The following is a 20,216-nucleotide window of genomic DNA, read 5'->3' as shown; positions in this document are numbered from 1 at the left end:
GCAACAGCCCAGAACCTGCGCAAGATGGCAAAACTGATCCCGATCCCGGCGTGAAACGCCATCAACACCCGCCTTACCGCGCCCGAACTCCCCTCAAAATCTACGACTTTTTCAACGAAATCGGCCCTATGCGGGCATTCGCCGGCAATCATATATTGCAAGGCAGCTTCCGCATTCCCGTCGTTCGAACAAGCTGCAGCATTCTCTGCTATCAGACGACGGGTGAGCGGACTAAGCCCCAATTTGCCGCATCGCAATGATTTCAGCTTCACCAGGACGGACGGTTGGCAAAATGGGTGGTGAGCTGACTTTTGTTACGTATGCGAGATCTATGGTGCTGCAGGCGGAAGCGGGCATTCGATGAATCGAGGCACTAGCGTTGGCGGCAACGGCACCTCGGACGAGTCGCTGACTTTGTGGTAGGTATACGGCTCTATTATAGACGACGGACAAATATAGACGACGGACAAAAATTTGCATTGGAGAGCTCAAATAAGGCAATGGGTGCGGTTTCGATGAGGTCTGGTGAAATGCTAATAATTATAGGCGGCGAAATAGGACATCTCGTGCGGTTAAAGCGGCGAGATCTTTATGCTGATATGCGTGAAAAACGTCCCGAAAATATATATTTTCTCTTGAATGGTAGATTGACAGCGGGGTTCCGCATTCAACCGCAGTTGCACAAGCTTGGCGTGTAGCCTATATTTCACGCAGCCCGACAGCCGTCAGGAAATCGAGATATAAATTGTCTCCTGAGAGCATTTCTCAGTGACGATCGAAAGTCGAGTAATCATGGCTCAAATCGCCGAAAATTCATTCAAACCAAATAAGCCAGTTGGTATTTTTTGGGGGTATTTATTAGTAGCAGTCTCTACGGCCTTGGCCCTTGTTGCGTTGTTATTTTGGTTCTTCGCAACGTTTATGGTCGACTTGTCTTTTCTATCGGACGCTGCATGCAGAAAAGTTTCTGAAACACGCTTTTATGATAGCTTCACTTACTGCTTTTATGGCAGTGATTGGGATGAAGAGTCATATTTGTCAGCAATCAGTGGTTTTTATTCTACATTGGTAGCCGTCTTGGTTGCGGTTCAGGCATTGATTTCTTGGTTGGCATTTACTGTAATCCGAAGCTCAAACAAACAGGCGATCGGTGAAGAGGTCGAGAGAGAGGTTCCCTATTTCTTTAAGACCAAAGACGCCGACCGTCTAATGCGTGAAGCTCTAAATGACATATCATATCAAGCAGCAAAAGAAGCCCTGAGCAATCTTCGAAAAGACGACGACAAGTCCACTGAGGAGTTACAACAGGTTGTTTACGACAACCTTCAACCTGCTTTGGAGGGAATTCAGGGAGAAATTGAAGAACTAAGGGTTAGGCTAGACAGCCTCAACGATGGCTACGACGACGGATCAGAAGAGCAGGAAGGTAAAATATCTCAATGAGAAAGGCTCCTAAAAGACCAATCAGAACTCCTGTTCCAGCATTGCCAGACCTTGACGTGGATTCGCTAGATACAACAGAGCGCGTCATCCAGTATTGCATTCGTCACAAACTGATTGACGGAGTGGAGCTAGATATCGAGCGGCTCATTGAAAAAAACCCATACCTAACTCTCAAGAAAAAACCGCTTCCAGATGGAATTGATGCTTACATTAAGGAAACGAGTTCCAATCACTTTGAAATTGGAGTGAATTCAAATCACAGCCGCACCAGGCAGCGATTTTCGATGGCACATGAGTTTGCACATTACCAGCTGCATCGCGAAAACTTGAAGGGATTGGAACAGGGGGAGCGCATTCTTCACCGGTCCGACGAGCGCAACCATCTTGAATATCAAGCAAACTCATTCGCTGCAGCCATGCTTATGCCGGAGGACTACTTTCGAGAAGAAGTGCGCAAAACTCAAGGTGATGTTGCCGAACTTGCTGCGCGTTTTGGGGTTTCGTCCTTGGCGCTTCGCTATCGTGCTAAAAATCTTGGATTGAAAGGACACGGTGTCTGAAGTGATGGAAAACTATTTCCTTCTTTTCAAAACTGCCGATGCGGAAAAACGAGCTTGGAGAAACTTGGTTGCTCAACGTCGGTCAGCTATTACGCCCATAGTTGAACTATCACGGGGTAAGAAAAAGAGAAACGCAGGCAAAGACGCAGATGGAAAGCCTCTTACTGCAGAGCAACTTCTATCAACGTTTGGAGTGTATGGGTTTGAACGCAATTGGCAAACATCTCTAGAATTGTTGGGAGATTGTGAATGGTTCTTTCTGGACCTAACCAGAGAACCAAGCTTGAGTTGCGCTGAAATTGAACAGATCAGTGGATCAAATAATGGTTACGAAAAGTGGACATCATTCGTTCTTGATCGGCGAGACGAAGGGATAAGCGTCAGGCCAACCTTAATTGTTAATCCTGCAGAAGAAGATGATGAGACTTCGTATGTTGCCGATCTGAGATCTCAATTCAACACCTTTGCTTCTAATTTTAGCGAAATTGCGTATCGAGTCGCCATCAGTGAAGATGACGAATTTTTATTCGACTTAATATCTCTCAAAGGTGAGATCGACAGCTTCCAGGGAAGCGGCGGGCGTTTCTTCGTAATCTTGGACCATGAGTATGTGCGCCCAGGAAACGGTTTGGTTCATTCAAAACGCACTAAGCAAGTCATTTCCTCAATCTATTCAGAGCTAAAGCAGGTTGAAATTGTTGTGTTGGCCACTTCATTTCCAAAGTCAGTGACGGATATTGGGGATGAGGAGCACAGTATCTTTAGGGTTGAAGAAATGTTTCTGTATGAGGAAGTTAAAAAGACTCATGCAAAAATCAAATATGGAGACTACGGCTCCATTAATCCCGTTCGAAATGATGAGGTCATCATCACTCAAGGTTGGCGTCCAAGAATCGACTTCGTCTCTCGCCACAATGGGCTGAATACCTATTACTTTCGTGAGAAGCGTAAAGTTGTTGGAACAACCGAAGTTGTGGTTAAGGGAGAGCGGAAGACAAAGAACATCTTGGCTCCGTACTCGACGCACTATCGTTCTGTCGCGACAAAAGTGACTAGCTTTTCACCATTCTATCAGGCGATCCGTTCAAGCTGGGGGGAGGACGAAATCGTGGCGGCAGCGGGGGGCAGTGTTGGAAGTAATTCTCCATCTCACTGGATTTCAGTACGGATGGAAATTCACATTTCCCAAGTTCTAAAGCACTTTGGCTGCGACCCCATTTAGATGAAAAGGCGGGAGCTACGTCGTAATAAAGCCAAATCTTCAGTTTCAATTTGTGTATCTGTTTCTGTAAAAAATATCGCAGAACTTTTAGAGAATCTATTTACTAGCTCCGCAAGAAATAATTCTCTTAACTCCTTGACGGTAAGTTTTTTTACTGCTTCTGCACGAGCCTCAGCAACACTGAGTTTTCGAAAGTTTCTTGGTAGCACACTAAGCAAGCGTAATTTTGTTATTCCCGCAGCCAGGTGAGATTTTGAAAGCTGTTTGTTGATCTGTGGTTTGCGTACTGGAGTCAAACTCTGTCTATCGAAAACGATTAACCCAACCTTTCTGGGAGCGATTTCACGAACAGCGGCCAAGTGACTAGATGTTGTGACCACGGTCACAAAATCAAATGTCTTGGAGTATTCAGCGAGTTGCCCTCTGAGCCTCGAGGTATTGTCGTAATCAGACTTGATCTCAAAAGCATGACTGTAATTATCCAACTTTAGGAAATCTGCTCTTCGGTTTTCGAAGCCGTAAACCGCCTCAGCCGCAAGGATACAGTTTTTTGGCCTAGTTTCTTTAGCCAAGTGGCGAACCAATGCAGTCCGGATTTCAATCTCGGATGCATCATGCCTTTGTTTTGTATCGAAGTGGTGTTTCATGTCGTCTCTGAGTCCAAAGAGAGCGGGGTGAGCGTGAACAAATAGAGCACAAATGAGCCAGTCGATCAATCTAGCATGTGATAATTTTTGCACGTGACAATCTTAATGTCGCAGCAAACAGGAGAGTTCCCATGTTTGTTTTTGATGATGTTATTCTTGAAGTTGTTTGTGCGTGGCGACAGTCAGGTGTCTCTTTGAGTATGGGAAGCTCTTCGATCCGCTCTCGTCCGATCAAGAATCTCACGGCGCGTCAGGTCTTGAAGATCGGGCGGGCCGCGCTTTCTACCGGGTCAAGGGTTTGTGCTTCAAAAGATCGGTGAATGGCATCGATCAAAACGAAGCTTGATGCTGCCCCCGGATCGATATGACCAAGAGACCGCTCTCCCATCTTCGATGATCTACCATGTCGCGCTGCAATTTCAGCGGTCTGCTTCATGCCCCGTTCAGCAGCCTTTGCCGCTGCACGCAGGCAATCGGTGGTGTCGGCACCCTTTGAGAAGGCTGTTCTTGCCGCTTCGGCAGCTGGCCACCAAGCGTCGAGCATCGTTTTGTCACCCGGATTGGCCTTACCGCGAAAGCGGATTCCGTCCGCAGCTGCTTCAATGAATCTAACCGTGGCTTCCGTATCCAGCCCGTCCCGCCCCGCTGCCACCTTTGAGGCTGTCCTCAATGCTGTGGCGTAAAGAGGGCCGGGAGTGGAACCCACCGTGTTTAGAAATATCTCAGCAATGTGGTTGCAAATGGCTTCGATGTCTTCATTCTCTGGATTGGTCTCCAGAGTTTTGCGCACCGCTCGCCAACCCTCACGCATGGTGATGCCGTGACCACCATCTCCAATGACACCATCCAGCTCAGACAACCAGTCCGCTTTGTCTTCAATGGCGATTGCCGCCGCCCGAAACATGTTGATGAAGATTTGGCTGGTGATCTCACCACTCGGTCGCAGCTCCCCCTGATCGGAGGAGGGCCGGGAGGCTCTGGTTTCGGAAAGGACTTTTGCATCCGGCACCAGCGGCAACCTGTCTTTCTCCTTGATGGGCTCGGGCGGGGTGCCAATGGCAAGAGCAACTGAATAGCAGGAGTGATCAAGCAGGTCTGCCATCTGGTCATCAAGCTTGATAACCGATATGGAGGCACCACCCATATCGAGAGAGGTTGCATATTCCCCGACAAACGAGCGGTGGATCGAGACTTCCATCTCATCAAGGGACTGTTTCAGGCGGTTGAAGAGAATATAGAGCTCCATCGTGGTGGTGGAGCCCAACCCATTGACCAGCACCCCAACCTTTGCGCCTGCAGTCAGTTGCAGCTCCTTTTGAATGAACTCCATCAATAGGTCCGCGACATTATTGGCGGTGTCCAGTGATGTTCGCCGGATGCCAGGTTCTCCGTGCAGCCCCATCCCGATTTCCATCTCGTTTTCGCCGATTTCAAAATTAGGTTTTCTGGTTTGCGGCAGGGAACAGGACTTGAGTGCGACGCCCATTGTCGCCGTTGAAACGTTTGCCTTGAGGGCAATATTCTTCACATCATCGAGTGACATCATCCGATCAGCGGCGGCACCAGCGATCTTGAACACGAAAAAGTCACCAGCAACACCACGGCGTTCATTGCGCCGTTCGGGGGGAGCAGATGAAACATCATCCGTTACGGGAACCGAACAAACCCTGATCCCGTCTTCGGACAGTTTTTCCGCAGCCATGTCGAAATTCATCGAGTCGCTAGCATAATTGCCATAGAGAAACAGAATCCCCTCCCCGCCATCAACCGCTCTGGCGGCCTCCACGATCGGGTCCGGTGGTGGGCAGGAAAAAACATTTCCAATGGCGGTTGCATCCGCCAGCCCACGCCCGACATAACCGGCAAATGCTGGTTCATGTCCCGATCCGCCTCCGATGACGATCCCCACTTTGCCTTTGCGGGGGCCGTCCTTGGCGCGAATGACACGTCCTGACTTGCCCACCGGTTCCATAATATCGCGGTGGGCACCGAGCATCCCCGAGATCATGTCCATGATGACGGTTTCGGGGGCGTTGATCAGTTTCTTGGCTTTGCTCAATGGAGTTGACTTCTATGTTCGAATGGCCGTGGTCTATCCCGTTTACAGCTATATCTAAGATGCTTTCGAACCGGTCTGTCAAACGTTCTTGAACATCGCCATCGCTTCTTTCATGTCTGAGAGAACAAACTCGTCACTCTCTTCGAACGCATAGATGATTTCAAGGAAGCAGGTCTGATCCTTGAGATCGTGACGATCCCAGAAATCACTGAGCAATTGCGGCGTGATAATGCCGTCGTGGGTGAAGTTCCAATGCCGGTCATAGAGGCCATCGGTTTGTTGCAGATGGAATGCGCCGATATAGGAACCACAGATTTCCATCCAATAGTCCATATCGGCCTTGTCGCCAAAGAGCGGTTTGAAAAGAGCATGGCCCCAGTCCACACACAGTCGAACGGGAATGTCGGTCTGGCCGTCGAGATCCTTCATCAAACGCAAGGCATCCATTGCGGAAGAGGGAAATTCCGTTGCCAGCGGAACCGGTTCAACCATCAACATGCTCAATCCCTGTTTTTTGGCATGGCGGGTGAGATCGACGTAGGCTTCGAGTGCCATTTTGTAAATTTCTTCCCGACGGGCCGGGTTGACCGCGTCATCCGCACTGAAAGAGCCGAAAGGCATACCGGCGGCAGGCACGTCCATGGCCGCAGTCATATCGATGGCATTTTGCAGGTGCATCTTGCCAAGATCCCTGAGTTCAGGGGTCGGAGCGAGCAGATGGTTGTAGGTATAAGAAGCAAGCCCCCCAAACGAGCTCTCGATGGTGACACCAGCACTCTTAAAGGCCTTGGCATAGCCGCGTGCAAGGGCATCGCGCGTTGCCTCCGGCCAGGACGGGTCAACAAGGTCCCAGGTGAACTGTACATATTGGGTGTCCAGATCGTCCGCGATCAGTGCAGCCAATCGTTCAGGCTCGATCCAGCGCTTAATGGCAAAGGACAGGTTCAAACCAAGTTTCATTTTTTCCTCCCAAGGTCAGATGTCCGGTACGTCTGGGCGAACAATTGCCGCCCAGAAACATGTCTATCGATTGATAGCCTTCAGCCTAGCGATCGCCACGAATGTAGCGGCGCGAAATCGAGTCAAACGAAATGGCCAGAACAACGATGAAGCCGCTCACAACCCCTTGCCAGTAAGGCGAGACACCAAACAGCACGATGATATTCTCGATAACGCCGATGATCGCGGCGCCCAGGATCGCACCAAGAGGCGTACCAACGCCGCCTGTCGTGGCAACACCACCAATGACCGAAGCTGCGATTGGAGGCAGAACCCATGTCTCACCGATTGAGGGCTGTGCGGTGCCAAGGCGCGTCACCATCAAAAGACCGGCGAGCGCAGCAAGCATCCCCGCAATGGTAAAGACAAGAACGCGCACCGTATCGACTTTGATCCCTAGCATGCGGGCGGCCGGGGTGTTGTCGCCGATGGCATAGATGTATCGACCGAAAGGCGTCTTCATGATCACGAAGGACGCGACGATAAGGACGACGAACATGACGATGAAAGGCATGGGAATACCGAACACATCACCACGACCGAGAAACTGGATTTCCTTGGGAATGTTTGTGATGGCAACGCCCTTGGTCAACACCAGATTGGCTCCACCGAAGACGCCGGCTGTACCGATGGTCAGGACGAGAGAATGCAGTTTGAGGAACGTCACCATCAGCCCGTTGAAGCATCCAAGAGCGGCCCCAAGGGTCAGGCACAGCGCCATGGAAAGCCACGGATCCAGCCCCAGATTGACCATCAGCATGCCGCTGACGACGCCGCAAAGGCCCCCGATGACACCGAGGGACAGGTCGAGTTCACCAAGAATCATCAGCATCGACTGGCCAATGGTAATCAGCCCGACAAATGCCAGCGAGCGCGCGACCACGGACATGTTGTAGGAGGTCAGAAAATAGGGAGAGGTGATGGCCGAAATGACAAAGATCACCAGCAACGCAATGAAGACGCCCACAAGCGGGTTGCGTAACACAGACAGGAAAGGATTAGGCTGCATCTGAGTTTGCCTCCGACCCGAACATTGCACCAAGCAGGGTCTCGTTATTTGTGGTTGAGGTTTCGAAATATCCGGTCACTTTGCCCGAATACATCGTGACGATACGGTTGGCGCATTTGCGCAGCTCGTCCATTTCCGACGACACCAGAATGATACCAACGCCTTCTTCGGCGAGACGTTTCATGATCTTGTAGATTTCGCTTTTGGTCCGGACATCGATCCCCTTGGTCGGCTCATCAAAGATGATCAGCTTTGGGGTCGTTGCCATTGCCCGACCAATGATGGCCTTTTGCTGGTTGCCACCGGACAGATGCGACATTTGCTGCGAAATGCCCGCTGCCTTGATGTCGTAAACCTTCACGATGTCACGCACCTTGATGCGCTCCGAGGCCAGATTGATGCCGGTCCAGCTGGCAATCTGATCCAGAATCGAGATGCCGATATTCTCCCGCAAACTCAGTTGCGGCAGAATGCCATGGAGCTTTCGCTCCTCAGACAGATAGAGAATGCCAGAGCGAACAGAACGGCTGGTTTTGCCCAACGCGAAGGGAGAACCCTCGAGTTTAACATCGCCGCTCTTGGCCTTGAGATAACCAAAAATCGTCTGCATCACCTCTGAGCGTCCGGCACCAAGAAGTCCGGCAAATCCGAGGATCTCGCCACGTTTGAGCTCGAACGAAACATCTTCAAACATGGGGCCATTAAGCCCGGAGACTTCAAGAATAGGCTCCTGCTCGGCTTGCCCGGCGGGAATTTCGGGTTGGAAATGCTTGCTAGACGCCAATTCTTCCCCTGACATGGCCTTGATGAGGCCTGCCTCGTCGATGTCGGCAATCTGCCCGTCGGCAACCTTTTTGCCGTTGCGCAGGACCGTATAGTCGTCGCCAATGGCCAACACTTCGTCGATCTTGTGAGAAATGAACACGATGGCATGGTTCTGATCACGGAAAGCCTTGATGATATCCAGCACCCGTTCAATTTCCGAGGATGTCAGAGAGGATGTCGGCTCATCAAGGATCAGCACCTTCATGTCTGAATTGACCGATGCCCGGGCAATCTGCAAAAGCTGCTTCTCGGGAACGGAAATGTCGCGCACCAATTCTCCCGGACCGGCAGAAATGGCGAAGCGATCAAGATATTTCTGCGCTTCAATATCCATCTGTCGCCGGTTCACCAAGCGCCCGGACAGGCTGGAGCGATTGTAGGGAAGGAACAGATTCTCGGAAACAGAGAGATGCGGGAAAAGGTTCAGTTCCTGGGGCACATAGGCGACAAACCGGTGCAGATCCGGATTGAGATGCGCATCCTGACCGTCAATCAGGATTCGTCCGCCGCTTGGAGTGTCAGTTCCAGTCACCAGCTTTACGAGAGTGGATTTTCCAGCACCGTTTTCTCCCGCCAGAATATGGACGCGACCCAACTCAAGCTTGAGGGTGACTTCACTCAACGCTCGGACGCCCGGATAGTCGCGCGTCAGGTCTTCGACTTCGAGAAAGGCCATGATATTGTCTCAAGGCTGAGCCACGCACTCGCACAAAGACGTGGCGATATAGATGGGAATCTGCCGTAGCGGCAGTCTCTTCCGACGGATCGGATGATCAGCAGTGTTGCTTTGATCGAATGGAGTTGCCCGGTGAACGGAGCTTGCCGGTCACCGGGCGTTCTCGAGACATCACTCGCCAACATTGTCCTTGGTCAGGACTGCGATGCCGGTGTCGATATATTTGGGGGTCTGAAGACCCATCGACTGCTGCCACATGGCCATGACGGCCCAATAGCCCTGCATCTGCGGCTTGGTAGAGGATGAGCTGTCCGCAACACCGTCGCGGATCAGCTGCAGCATTTCGGGAAGGTTATCAAGCCCCACCATCTGCACGTCGCCAACTTTGCCTGCTTCCTGGATTGCCTGGCCGATACCGATCGGACCGGCTGCATCACAAGCGACCCAACCTTTCAGGTTCGGATTGGCCTGCATGATTGCGGCAGCCTGCTTCTGGGCAGTTTCAATGCTGTCATTATCAATGCCGGTTGCGACAACCTTGATGTCAGGATAGCTGTCAAACACCTTCTGATGGCATTCCGCACGGATTGCATGGTTTGGTGCGGTGGGTACGCCCATCATGATGGCAACTTCGCCTTTCTCACCAAGCAGTTTTGCAAGGCGATGAGATGCGATTGCAGCCTGTTCACAGAAATCGTTGCCGATGGACGTGAGGTTCATGCCTTCGGGCGGGACCGAGTCAAAGACGGTGACCGGAATGCCTTGGCCGATTGCATCTTCCAAAGATGCGCGGTTGCCGCTGCCATCGAGAAGGTCGATTGCGATCCCGTCAGGACGCGTTGAAATCGAGCTTTCCACGATCTGGTTTTGCTGAACGACGTCCGCCTGCTGCGGTGCGCTGTAATCAATCTGAACTTTGGAGCCTGTCTGGGCCTCGATGACTGCAGCAGCCTGTTTGGCGCCATCATTCACCAAGTCGAACCATGGGTGGACGACTTTAGGAATGATCACGAAGCGATAACTGTCTTTTTTCTCCATCCCGGCATTGTCTGCGGCCACAGCGATCTGAGGCAATGCAATTGCGATGGTTGCGAGAAGTGCAACTGTAAGTTTTTTCATGTTTGTCCTCCAACTGCAGGTGAAGTATCGCACAATGACAACGACATTCTGTGCCTCCTGAACTGCGCCTGCAAAAAAGAGTATAGGTTAGAGAATTTCAGATGTAAATCAAAAAATACATATGTTACTGTAGTTGTGTCACAGCTGAACAAAAGCCGCGGTTTTCAAATTCGGGAGGAACTGAAACCATGAAGACGCTATGCCGGAATGCACTTGAAGAACTTGCTCAAGTCGTTGAAAAATTAGATGAAAGCAACTGTGATGAATTTGTCGAAACGGTCCGTTCGGCGAATAGAATCGCGTTGTATGGCGTCGGCAGAGAAGGTTTGCAAATCAAGGGATTTGCCATGCGTCTCTTCCATCTCGGTTTGAAGGTCTCTGTAGTGGGGGACATGACGACACCGCCACTAGGCACCGGAGATCTACTTATTGCATCAGCGGGTCCGGGCTATTTTTCCACCGTTGCCGCCCTGATCAATACCGCAAAGCAAGCTGGTGCCAAGACCCTGTGTATCACCGCTCAGCCGGATGGTGTCTGTGCTCAGACCGCCGATCAGGTTCTGGTCATTCCCGCCCAAACCATGGCGGATGACATGGAGGTTAAAACATCTACATTGCCGATGGGTTCGCTTTACGAAGGCGCGCAGTATGTAGTATTCGAGTGCTTACTTTTGAAGCTGAAGCAAATCCTTGCGATCAGCGCAGATGATATGCGGAATAACCATACAAATCTCGAATGAAAAACATACAGTCACAAGATACAGAAGCGGACCTTCTCAGGGCACGTATCGCCTGGTTCTATTTCGTCGGCGGAATGACCCAACAACAGATCGCAGACAAACTCCAGGTGACGCGCTTGCGGGTCAACCGGATCATCGGTCAAATCCGGGCCGACGGATCGGTCGTCGTGGATTTGCGATTGCCGCTGGTCGAATGCGTCAAACTGGAAGAAGCCCTCAAGCAACGTTACGGCCTTGAAGAGGCTGCCGTGTTGCCTGCGGTAGAGGATTTTGACGAGAACCAGCGCACGATCGGCGAGGCCGCGGGCCAAATGCTTGAAAATCACATGGGCCGATATAATGGCGTTGGAATTGGATGGGGCAAGACACTCAGCCATTCGGTTCGCCGCCTGAGTGGACGACATGGCAACCTGTCCCATGTGGTCGGCCTCATGGGCGCGATCACACGCGGCTCTGGCAATGACACCACCGAGGTGGCAACCACCATGGCCAATGCCATTGACGTGGAGTGCTTTTCGCTCACGGCTCCCATCTATTGCAGGACGAGTTCTGACCGGGATTCGTTTTTGCAGGATGAAATGTTGATGGAAGCGATGCAGCACGCAGAAGAGGTTCAGCCGTGTCTGATTTCTTGCGCTGACCTCACGCATCGCTCGAAAATCATGGGTCTGCCACGAGTCAAGCAGGCTCTGCCGGAGCTTCTCGAACAAGATGCTGTCGGCTCCATTCTGGGATTCTTTCTGGACCCGGCGGGGAATGTCATCGAACACCCGCTGAATCGTTCGATTATGGCACTTCCCGTTGAAAAGTTGCGCGAAAAGCCTGTTTCGATCCTCGCATCTGGCGGGCGAAGCAAGCTGCCAATCATCCGCGCCATTCTGCGCGGGAAGTTTGTCAATCGGCTGGTGACCGATGAAACAGTTGCTCGGGCGTTGCTCTATGAAACCTGAGATGCAGGTCCATAGGCAGACGCACCATGCTGCCAAATCAAGTCCCGGTGTTGCGTAGGCGCACGGGTCTTGTCAATTTAGGAGGAAGACATGTCAAACACCCAAGAGCATTCAACAAAGAAGCTTATGAATGCGCCCGAAACGATCATCCCCGAGATGATAGAGGGGATGCTGTTGGCGCATCCCCAGCTGTTGCGCCTTGAGGGAGAAACCGGCCGCGCCGTGGTCGCGGTTGATGGCCCGCGGGATGGAAAAGTGGGGATCGTCATCGGGGGTGGGTCCGGACATGAGCCGGCATTTGCTGGCTATGTCGGGCGGGGTCTGGCTGATTCCGCCGCTGTTGGCAACGTCTTTGCGTCTCCTTCTCCCGAACATATCAAGGAAGCCGCGATGGCCGCTGATGGCGGCGCCGGGGTGGTCCTTCTTTATGGCAACTATACCGGCGACGTGCTGAACTTCGACATGGCCGCAGAGGAATGCGCCGAGATCGGCATGGACGTGCGCTCGGTCGCCGTCAGCGACGATGTAGCATCTGCTCCAAAGGACAAAGCTGGTGAGCGGCGCGGCATTGCCGGGGACTTCTTTGTCTTCAAGATCGCCGGAGCTGCTGCCGATCAGGGCCGCTCGCTTGAGGAGGTATATGCCGCGGCAAACCACGCCAATGCTTCCACCCTGTCGATGGGGGTTGCCCTATCGGCCTGTTCCATGCCCCAAACCCTCAAACCCAACTTCGACATCGGCCCCGATGAGATGGAAATCGGCATGGGTCTTCATGGTGAACCGGGCATGCGACGCGGCAAAGTGGATACCGCCAATCATGTCACCGAAACGCTGATGGACATGATCCTTGGGGAAATGGCACCCAAGGCGGGCGATGAAGTCGCGGTGCTGGTCAACGGCCTCGGGGCAACGAGCCCGATGGAGCTCTATCTGATCTTCCGCCGGGTCGCCCAGATCCTTGAGGAAAAGGGCGTGAAGATCTACCATTCATGGGTCGGCGAATATTGCACCTCGATGGAAATGGCCGGTGCCTCCGTCACCTTGATGAAGCTTGATGAGGATCTCAAATCCCTGCTGGATCATCCCTGCCGCACCGTCGCGCTCACGGTGGGCGGCAGGCCAGCGCCAGTGGCCGGTGCCACGCACACCGCGCGGACCTATGAGGGCACGAGCCGGGTTGATGCCATTGACCGGGCGAGCCTGAAGACTGACGGGCCGATTACACCTGAGATCTTCCGCGCCATGATGCAAGCCGCTGGTAAGGCGATTGCGACCGAAAAGGACCGCCTGAGCGAACTGGATGGTGTGATTGGTGACGGCGATCATGGAGTAACCATGGACATCGGCTGGAAGGCCGTGCTTGAGGTGCTGGCGGGAGCCCCGGATCAGGACACCATCTCCCAGACCTGCACCAAGTCTGCCAAGGCCTTTCTGGATGCAGTCGGGGCTTCGTCCGGTCCGCTCTATGCCAGTGCCTTCAACACCGCAGGCAAGGCGGTCTCGGACCGGCTCAACCTTGATGCTGCAGCGATGGTGTTCTGGGTGGAGGGTATGTGTAAGGGTATTCTGGGCCGCGGGGGCGCCAGCGCGGGTGATAAGACCATGATTGACGCCTGGATGCCCGCAGCAGAAGAGGCCCGCAAGGCGCTTGACGAAGGTGGCGATAGCGCTGCGGTCCTGTCTGCTGCTGCAGCCGGCGCACGCATAGGCGCCGATGCAACTCGCGGCATGGAAAGCCGCCGTGGCCGTTCCAAGAAACTCGGGGAGCGATCCGTCGGTCATATTGACCCCGGTGCGGAATCCACATTCGTCATCCTGCATGCCATGGAACAGGCTTTGCGGCAATTCTGAGTTGCTGCGCCTCATTGACGGCACAGCTGATCTGCTACATCGACCCTCGGCAAACAGATGCCCATAATCCTGCTGCTGGGGGCGCAAGGCGCTTGTTCGCGATATACCTTGGGAGGCAAAACTTCGTCAAACCTGGCGCTGACAATGCCGGATCCATCCCAAGAGTGAAGCTTCAACCGATCGACCCGACGGGATCGGAAGACAAACATTGTCCCGGTGAAGGGATCCTAGTCCAGTTCATTCCTGATCAAGGCTGCCAAGCCGTCATGGCCTTTCCTCTTATGCAAAGCTGTGCATAAGAGGAAAGGGATCTCGGGTTTCGCAGCTTGGGCTCAAGATGTCCTACTTCGGGACCCGACGTGCGACACTGTCTTATCGGTTAAATCTGTTGGACAACGCAGTCCATCCCGGCTGTGTTGAGGCGGAGCAGCATTACGCGCGCACGGTCCACTGGAGGCGCCGCACGTGAATTTGCCGCATTGATGTCGCACTATAGTCGTGTCTCCGATTTATTGGTGGATCGACCAGACATTCCTGAATAGTCTTCAGACAGTGAATTTTGATAGTCATTGAATTTAATCGCCGATTGACCCGGTTTACCCGCATGATCCCGAACCATATATGAGGCTCCAATATGGCCGAAATCGTCCCTAGCTCCGCTCTTCAATATCTGGACAAGGCAATGACCACCTTGAAAGATCTTGGTCTTGTGCATGATGAAACCGAAGAAACCCCGATTGTCGGTCTGCTTGAAAAGATTGCAGACATTGAGCCTGACAAGATCGCGATCATCACCCGCACCTTGCAGCAGATGAGCATTTTCAATGAAGTGGTGCGCGAGCAGGTTTCGCAAATGTCCATCGGTCAGCGTTACGAAGAGATTTCTGAAGCCTTCAATTCTATCCGTGACGATGCCAAATCGATGGTGGACCAGATTGAAGACGGCAAGATCGATGTGTTTGAGCGGGCAACCAATGCGTGGATGAAAATTTCTCGCGGCGACATTGCGTCCCGTTTCGACAAGATCAAGGATACCTATCTGGAGGTGTCCCGCGATACCAAGGCCAATATCGAACGCGAGCAGACCATCCTTGAAGCCTATCGGGATTTCCGTGGCGCCCTGAAGCATGGTGAAGTGGCCGCTTTGGAAATTCTCAAGGCCGCGGAAGGGAAACTGGACGAAGCCAAGGCTGGGCTGAAAGGCGCTTCGGATGCCGTCGCGGCCTTTCCGGAAGACGGGGATATCGCTGGACGGGCCAAGCTAGAGCTGACGCGCGATGAACATTTGCGCAAGGTGCAGAATGAAGAAAGCCGCTATCAGATTGCCAAAGACTTGGCCGACAATCTGACCATCAGTTACAATACCTCCGACGTGGTCATGGCGCGTCTGATGCAGACCACCAATGCCAAAGAGCGGGTCTATCAGCAGGCGGTGTCTTTCTTCTCGACCAACGAATCTGTTCTGACGGCGCTGAAGGCCTCCTTCACCGGCCTGTTTGGATTGCATGAAGCAACCGAGACCCTGAATGAGATGAAAGAGGGTGTCTCGAAGTCGCTTGAAGTGCTGGCCGAGATTGGTGGCAAAGTGCAGGAAGAGGCGCTCAAGGCCGGCTACGGGCCAACCATTCGTGCTGATGCCGTCAAGAAGCTGGTCGATAGCGTCATCAATTTTCAGGTTCGCTCTGTCGAGATTGTGGGCGAGATGCGCGAGCTTTCGACCCGCAACAGCGACGAAATCCGCAAGGCTGTCGAGGATGGCAAGAAGCGGCTGGCGCGGCTGGCGACCGAAGGCAAGGCTCTGCCATTGATGCTGGACGCAGAATAAGCGGACGAGTGCAATGAACAAACCCAATTCTGCGCCAGCCCTTGACGAGGTGATGCTGGCCATGGATGTCGTTGATACGTTGCGACACCATGAAGATGTTGCCCTTAGGGAGCTGGCTCAGGATGGTCGGGACAGCGTCCTGAAGGATCGCTTGCGGGCTCTGTATGAAAGTCAGGGCCTTGAGGTGTCGGATCGGATTCTCGAAGAAGGCATCAAGGCCCTCAAGGAGAGCCGCTTTACCTATGAGCCGACACCGGCGGGGCTTTCGCGCACATTGGCGGGGCTTTGGATCCGCCGAGGCTTGATCGGCGCGAGCCTTGCTGGGCTTATTGTGGTGATCTCTCTGTGGGTCGGTTTTTCCGTCTGGCAGAAGGCTTCAGCCGAGCGTCAGGCCGAAGCAGCCCGGATTGAACTGAACCAAACCCTGCCAGCCGAGATCGCAAATGCGGTCAAGGTCGCAATGGCCGAGGCCCAGACAGAAGCCGCCCGCAAGCGGGTCGAGCAGTTGCTGCTGGACGCCCAAGCTGCCCTTGCACGCTCCGATGCGGTCGCCGCAAAGGGAGCGCTTGCGACACTGGAGAATGTGCGGTCAATGCTCGTTCAAAGCTATGATCTGCGGATCGTGACCGGTGCCAATGAACGCAGTGGCGTCTATCGCATTCCTGACGTCAATAGCGGGGCTCGCAACTATTATCTGATTGTCGAAGCTGTCGCTTCGGATGGCACTTTGTTGTCTTTCCCCATCCTCAATGAGGAAACCAACAAGTCAGAGATCGTCAAAAAGTGGGGCATTCGTGTGCCTCAGTCCACCTACAATGCCGTGCGTGATGACAAGATGGATGATGGCATCGTTCAGAAGACTATTCTGGCCACGAAGCCAAGGGGGGCGCTTGAGCCCAACTATGCCATGCGCGTCTCTGGCGGTGCGATAACGGACTGGTAGGATTGTCATGCTGAGCGTTGTAGATACACTCAATTCCATCGAACAGGCCGGGTATGGTCTGCGGGATGACGAAGACAAGATGACCCGCATTGTTGAAGCGGCATCGGATGAGCTTGCCAGCCTGCAAACGGAACAATCCACTCTGTTTAGATCGCTGGCCAAGGTCCGCCTTGATAGTCTGCAGCAAGAACAGGCTGTCGGTGGGCTCGATATGGCAGAACGCAAAGCAATGGCGGCGGCGGAGGCTCAGAAAGAGCAACTCGCAGCCCTCGCCAAGCAGCTAGATCAGCTTGGTGGTGACTTGCAATCGGCGCGGGATGAGCGGGCCGCTCGGGAGGCCCGTGTTGCGGAAATGGTCAGCAGCATCCGTGATCTTGAGGCACAAACCGAGAGCCGCATGGCACAGGATGTGGTCTGGCAGGCGCAAGATGCCAAAGCCGCAGGGGCCGAAGCAAGGATGTTGGCAGCGGAAGAAAAGGCGCTGCAATCGGAGCAGGATTGCGAGGAGAAATCCAAGCCCTATCTCGCAGACAAACTGTTTGTCTATCTGTGGCAGCGGGGCTATGGCACGTCGAAATATGCTGCCGGTGGTCTCGTGCGCATGGGGGACGACTATGTTGCCCGTGTGGTCCAATATGAGCCAGCGCGCCAGAATTATTTCACCCTGACCGAAATTCCCAAACGCCTGCGCGAACATGCGGATCGCCTCAAGATCGAGCTGGAAGAGGAAGAGGCCAAACTGGCGGCATTGGAACGGAACGCTCTGGAAGCGGATGGCATTGGCAGCAAGGAAAGTGCGCTTACCGAGGCAGAGCAGGCGCTGAAAGCCGCCGAAGACCGGATCCTTGCGCTGGAAGATGAACTCAAGGCACGCTCTGAGGAACGGGCGGTTCTGTTGTCAGATCATCCGGACTCTGCGCTTTCCAAGGCTTTGTCCGATCTCGCCCAGTCTTTGCAGAGTCAGGAGCTGCGCACCCTGTTGCATGATGCGCTTGATACGCCGACGACCGAAGACGACCAGATCGTGATGCGTCTGCAGACTATCGAAAAGGCAATCGTCAAGAAACAGCAGGAAGTGGACAAGGCCCGGCAGACCGCAATGGACATTGCCCGCAAGCGTGCGGAACTCGAACGCTCTGCCAATGACTTCAGGCGCGAAGGCTATAACCGGATGGGCGGCGGCTTCGCCAATGATCAGCTGATCGGAGATGTCATTGGCGGCATTCTGAAGGGAGCGCTGTCGTCTCGGGAACTGCGCGATGCCCTTCGCAGCGGTTATCGTCAAGGGCCGGGCGCGGGGCGGCGGTCTCGCCGCGGTGGGTTCAATGATACGCTCGGAGGGACCATGGGTGGCCATTGGGGCGGCACGTTTGGCGGCTCACGTGGTGGTGGTTTTAAAACGGGCGGCGGCTTCTGATCTTCTTCGGCCTTTCGCGAAGGGGCGCGATTGCCAGTCCGATTGATTAGTGAAAGCCAGATATTTTTGTGTAAAATGGCAAAAATCTGAAAGTCCGCACACCTGTCATCAGATTGCTGAAATTGCTGCATTTTGAACGAATGGCGGCAATGGGGGCACCGGCTTCAGTCCTGTTGCGCCAGACGAGCGGCAGCATAGGGCCGAGGCTGTGTGGAAACTCGCGTTTATCGCGAGCATCAAAGCATATTTGTGCGTTTTTGTTTCCTTCAAACGATTGAGAGCGAGGATCGAGCAGACCGGCTTTGCCTTACTCGGCCATAGCGGTCATCAATTGGCTGACACCGATTATATTGACCGCTCTTTTGATGTTGTAGGCTAGGACATGAAGAGCCATTTCCGTCCTGACATTCTTTAATCGACGCATTTGGAAATGGGTTGATCCCATCCATGCCTTTATAGTGCCAAACGGGTGCTCGACCGTACATCGCCGCAAAGTCATAGGATCGGGATCACGGCCCAACCGATTGCGCATCTCATCAACCAGATATTCATGTTCCCAACGGCTGATCCGGCGTTCCTTGCCACTGGTGCACTGATCCTGAAGCTCGCAATTCTGGCATTCATTGATCCAGTAGCGGCGAACATTCAGTCCACCTTCTTGCCGTGTGTATCGATAGATCAACTCGCGTCCAGCCGGGCAGTGATAGACATCGCGTTCCGGGTCATAATGGAAGTCGGCCTTCACAAACTTGCCCTTGCGGCGATTGCCAGATGTTTCTGGGCGTGGCACGGTTACTGAAATACCCGCTTCATGGCAGGCAAATATTTGGGTGCCACTGAAATATCCCTTGTCGGCAATGACATGCACTTTCTTGTGTCCAAGAACCTTTTGAGCGGATATCGCCATGGGTAGCAATTGTGTGCGATCAAATCCTTGGTTCGTGACATCATGCGCGACAATTAGGTGGGTATCAGTATCGACGGCACTTTGAACGTTGTAACCGACCAGCCCACTCAAACGAGCGCTTGTCGCCATAGCACGGGCATCAGGGTCAGTCAGGGATATTTGGCCGTCAGGTGCTTCCGGCAGAGCTGCCTCAAGGGTCTTTAATCGATCAATCTCTTCGCGAATTCGTTTCTGACGGCGCGCAAGGTTTGCCACCTTTTCTGAACAAACTTGGCCTTCTTCTTGATTGTCGAGCCGGGCCATTTCCTTGATATAGCGCTCTGCATCTGCTTCGAGGTGAGCAAGACGGCTGGAAATCTTGTTTTTTGTGAAATTGCGATCACGATTGTTCACTGCCTTGAACTTACTGCCATCAACGGCGATGCAGGCGCCACTCAGCATACCTATCCGGCGACAAAGCTCCACGAACTGCGCACAAGTTCTACGGATAGCTGGACCGTTGTCACGCCGGAAATCAGCGATAGTCTTGTGATCTGGAACAAGACGGCCTGTTAGCCACATCACTTCAACATTCCGGCACGCCTCACGTTCCAACCGCCGACTCGAGGGAATCCTATTCAAGTAGCCGTAAATGAAAATCTTCAGCAACACAGAAGGATGATAGCCAGGGCGACCAGTTCCAGCGGGCTGCGAACGGGAAAAGCCAAGATCCATAAAATCAAGTTCAGCGACAAACAGATCAACCACTCGAACCAGATGATCTTCACCAATCCAATCATCAAGACGATCTGGAAATAGAACCGTTTGGTCGCGGCTGACACCTTCGATAAAACCCGCCATGAATACTCTCCCCCGTCACCGCGATTCTATCACAATGACGGGTTTCCACACAGCCTCGGCCGCGAATTCCAGTTAGATTGAACGCTGTGGGACCGATTGTTTTGCACTGCATATCTCATTGATGGAGGCCTAATTGCTGCTGCAAGTGAGATCATGTCCCATGACACATTGGAAATCGTTATTA

The 20,216-nt window shown here is 53.2% G+C and carries 17 protein-coding genes and 1 pseudogene; 10 read left to right on the top strand and 8 right to left on the bottom strand.

Annotation, left to right across the window (positions count from 1 at the left end):
* The 4 genes from DSD30_RS21795 to DSD30_RS20940 form a co-directional block, all read left to right on the top strand.
* Window positions 1-260, top strand: a 260-nt coding sequence (locus DSD30_RS21795; RefSeq protein ID WP_210206114.1) for a hypothetical protein, incomplete at its 5' end; no start/stop codon positions are given.
* A gap of 532 nt (window positions 261-792) precedes the next feature.
* Window positions 793-1,443, top strand: a complete 651-nt coding sequence (locus tag DSD30_RS20950; protein WP_114011716.1) for a COG5 family protein — start codon at window positions 793-795, stop codon at window positions 1,441-1,443.
* Window positions 1,440-2,003, top strand: a complete 564-nt coding sequence (locus tag DSD30_RS20945; RefSeq protein ID WP_114011715.1) for an ImmA/IrrE family metallo-endopeptidase — start codon at window positions 1,440-1,442, stop codon at window positions 2,001-2,003. Before DSD30_RS20950 ends, DSD30_RS20945 begins: the two co-directional genes overlap by 4 nt.
* 4 nt (window positions 2,004-2,007) lie before the next feature.
* Window positions 2,008-3,225 carry a beta family protein gene (locus DSD30_RS20940; RefSeq protein ID WP_114011714.1) on the top strand — a complete coding sequence of 406 codons (1,218 nt, stop codon included), beginning with the start codon at window positions 2,008-2,010 and terminating at the stop codon, window positions 3,223-3,225.
* Here DSD30_RS20940 and DSD30_RS20935 read toward each other — a convergent pair.
* The 6 genes from DSD30_RS20935 to DSD30_RS20910 all read right to left on the bottom strand — a co-directional run bounded on the left by DSD30_RS20935 (window position 3,222) and on the right by DSD30_RS20910 (window position 10,559).
* The gene (locus tag DSD30_RS20935; RefSeq protein ID WP_157967812.1) at window positions 3,222-3,872 is read right to left on the bottom strand and encodes a sce7726 family protein; all 651 of its coding nucleotides are present in this window, start codon (window positions 3,870-3,872) and stop codon (window positions 3,222-3,224) included. The two genes, DSD30_RS20940 and DSD30_RS20935, sit on opposite strands and share 4 nt — an antisense overlap.
* 250 nt (window positions 3,873-4,122) lie before the next feature.
* Window positions 4,123-5,931 (bottom strand): dihydroxyacetone kinase subunit DhaL, encoded by a 1,809-nt coding sequence (gene dhaL / locus DSD30_RS20930; RefSeq protein WP_114011712.1) that lies wholly within the window; start codon window positions 5,929-5,931, stop codon window positions 4,123-4,125.
* A gap of 78 nt (window positions 5,932-6,009) precedes the next feature.
* On the bottom strand, window positions 6,010-6,891 hold the full coding sequence (locus DSD30_RS20925; RefSeq protein WP_114011711.1) for a sugar phosphate isomerase/epimerase family protein: 882 nt from the start codon (window positions 6,889-6,891) through the stop codon (window positions 6,010-6,012).
* 85 nt (window positions 6,892-6,976) lie between these two features.
* Window positions 6,977-7,939 carry an ABC transporter permease gene (locus DSD30_RS20920; RefSeq protein ID WP_114011710.1) on the bottom strand — a complete coding sequence of 321 codons (963 nt, stop codon included), beginning with the start codon at window positions 7,937-7,939 and terminating at the stop codon, window positions 6,977-6,979.
* Window positions 7,929-9,440 (bottom strand): sugar ABC transporter ATP-binding protein, encoded by a 1,512-nt coding sequence (locus DSD30_RS20915; RefSeq protein WP_114011709.1) that lies wholly within the window; start codon window positions 9,438-9,440, stop codon window positions 7,929-7,931. Before DSD30_RS20915 ends, DSD30_RS20920 begins: the two co-directional genes overlap by 11 nt.
* A gap of 171 nt (window positions 9,441-9,611) precedes the next feature.
* On the bottom strand, window positions 9,612-10,559 hold the full coding sequence (locus tag DSD30_RS20910) for a substrate-binding domain-containing protein (protein WP_114011708.1): 948 nt from the start codon (window positions 10,557-10,559) through the stop codon (window positions 9,612-9,614).
* A gap of 188 nt (window positions 10,560-10,747) precedes the next feature.
* Here DSD30_RS20910 and DSD30_RS20905 point away from each other — a divergent pair, with 188 nt between their 5' ends.
* The 3 genes from DSD30_RS20905 to dhaL (DSD30_RS20895) all read left to right on the top strand — a co-directional run bounded on the left by DSD30_RS20905 (window position 10,748) and on the right by dhaL (DSD30_RS20895) (window position 14,100).
* Window positions 10,748-11,299 (top strand): SIS domain-containing protein, encoded by a 552-nt coding sequence (locus DSD30_RS20905; RefSeq protein WP_114011707.1) that lies wholly within the window; start codon window positions 10,748-10,750, stop codon window positions 11,297-11,299.
* Entirely contained in the window at window positions 11,296-12,249 is a 954-nt protein-coding gene (locus DSD30_RS20900) for a sugar-binding transcriptional regulator (protein WP_114011706.1), read from the top strand. The genes DSD30_RS20905 and DSD30_RS20900 overlap by 4 nt, the downstream gene beginning before the upstream one ends.
* A 90-nt stretch (window positions 12,250-12,339) precedes the next feature.
* The gene (gene dhaL / locus DSD30_RS20895; RefSeq protein WP_114011705.1) at window positions 12,340-14,100 is read left to right on the top strand and encodes a dihydroxyacetone kinase subunit DhaL; all 1,761 of its coding nucleotides are present in this window, start codon (window positions 12,340-12,342) and stop codon (window positions 14,098-14,100) included.
* Between the two features lie 11 nt (window positions 14,101-14,111).
* On the opposite strand, the pseudogene DSD30_RS22065 reads toward dhaL (DSD30_RS20895), so the two are convergent.
* Window positions 14,112-14,315, bottom strand: a pseudogene (locus DSD30_RS22065) (hypothetical protein); the annotation flags it as partial.
* A 419-nt stretch (window positions 14,316-14,734) separates the two neighbouring features.
* On the opposite strand from DSD30_RS22065, the gene DSD30_RS20890 reads away from it, so the two are divergent.
* The 3 genes from DSD30_RS20890 to DSD30_RS20880 are packed head-to-tail and all read left to right on the top strand — an operon-like array spanning window position 14,735 to window position 18,285.
* Window positions 14,735-15,925 (top strand): cell surface protein, encoded by a 1,191-nt coding sequence (locus tag DSD30_RS20890; protein WP_114011704.1) that lies wholly within the window; start codon window positions 14,735-14,737, stop codon window positions 15,923-15,925.
* Window positions 15,926-15,938: 13 nt separating this feature from the next.
* Window positions 15,939-16,868 carry a DUF6384 family protein gene (locus DSD30_RS20885; protein WP_114011703.1) on the top strand — a complete coding sequence of 310 codons (930 nt, stop codon included), beginning with the start codon at window positions 15,939-15,941 and terminating at the stop codon, window positions 16,866-16,868.
* Between the two features lie 7 nt (window positions 16,869-16,875).
* Window positions 16,876-18,285 carry a coiled-coil domain-containing protein gene (locus tag DSD30_RS20880; protein ID WP_114011702.1) on the top strand — a complete coding sequence of 470 codons (1,410 nt, stop codon included), beginning with the start codon at window positions 16,876-16,878 and terminating at the stop codon, window positions 18,283-18,285.
* A gap of 307 nt (window positions 18,286-18,592) precedes the next feature.
* On the opposite strand, the gene DSD30_RS20875 is transcribed toward DSD30_RS20880, so the two are convergent.
* Window positions 18,593-20,032 carry an IS1182 family transposase gene (locus DSD30_RS20875; RefSeq protein ID WP_114011701.1) on the bottom strand — a complete coding sequence of 480 codons (1,440 nt, stop codon included), beginning with the start codon at window positions 20,030-20,032 and terminating at the stop codon, window positions 18,593-18,595.
* Window positions 20,033-20,216: the final 184 nt, after the last annotated feature.

The sequence above is a fragment of the Cohaesibacter intestini genome, assembly GCF_003324485.1.
In the GTDB taxonomy this organism is placed as follows: domain Bacteria; phylum Pseudomonadota; class Alphaproteobacteria; order Rhizobiales; family Cohaesibacteraceae; genus Cohaesibacter; species Cohaesibacter intestini.
Note: the sequence above shows the minus strand (reverse complement) of the source record. Positions and strands in the feature narration are given on the sequence as shown.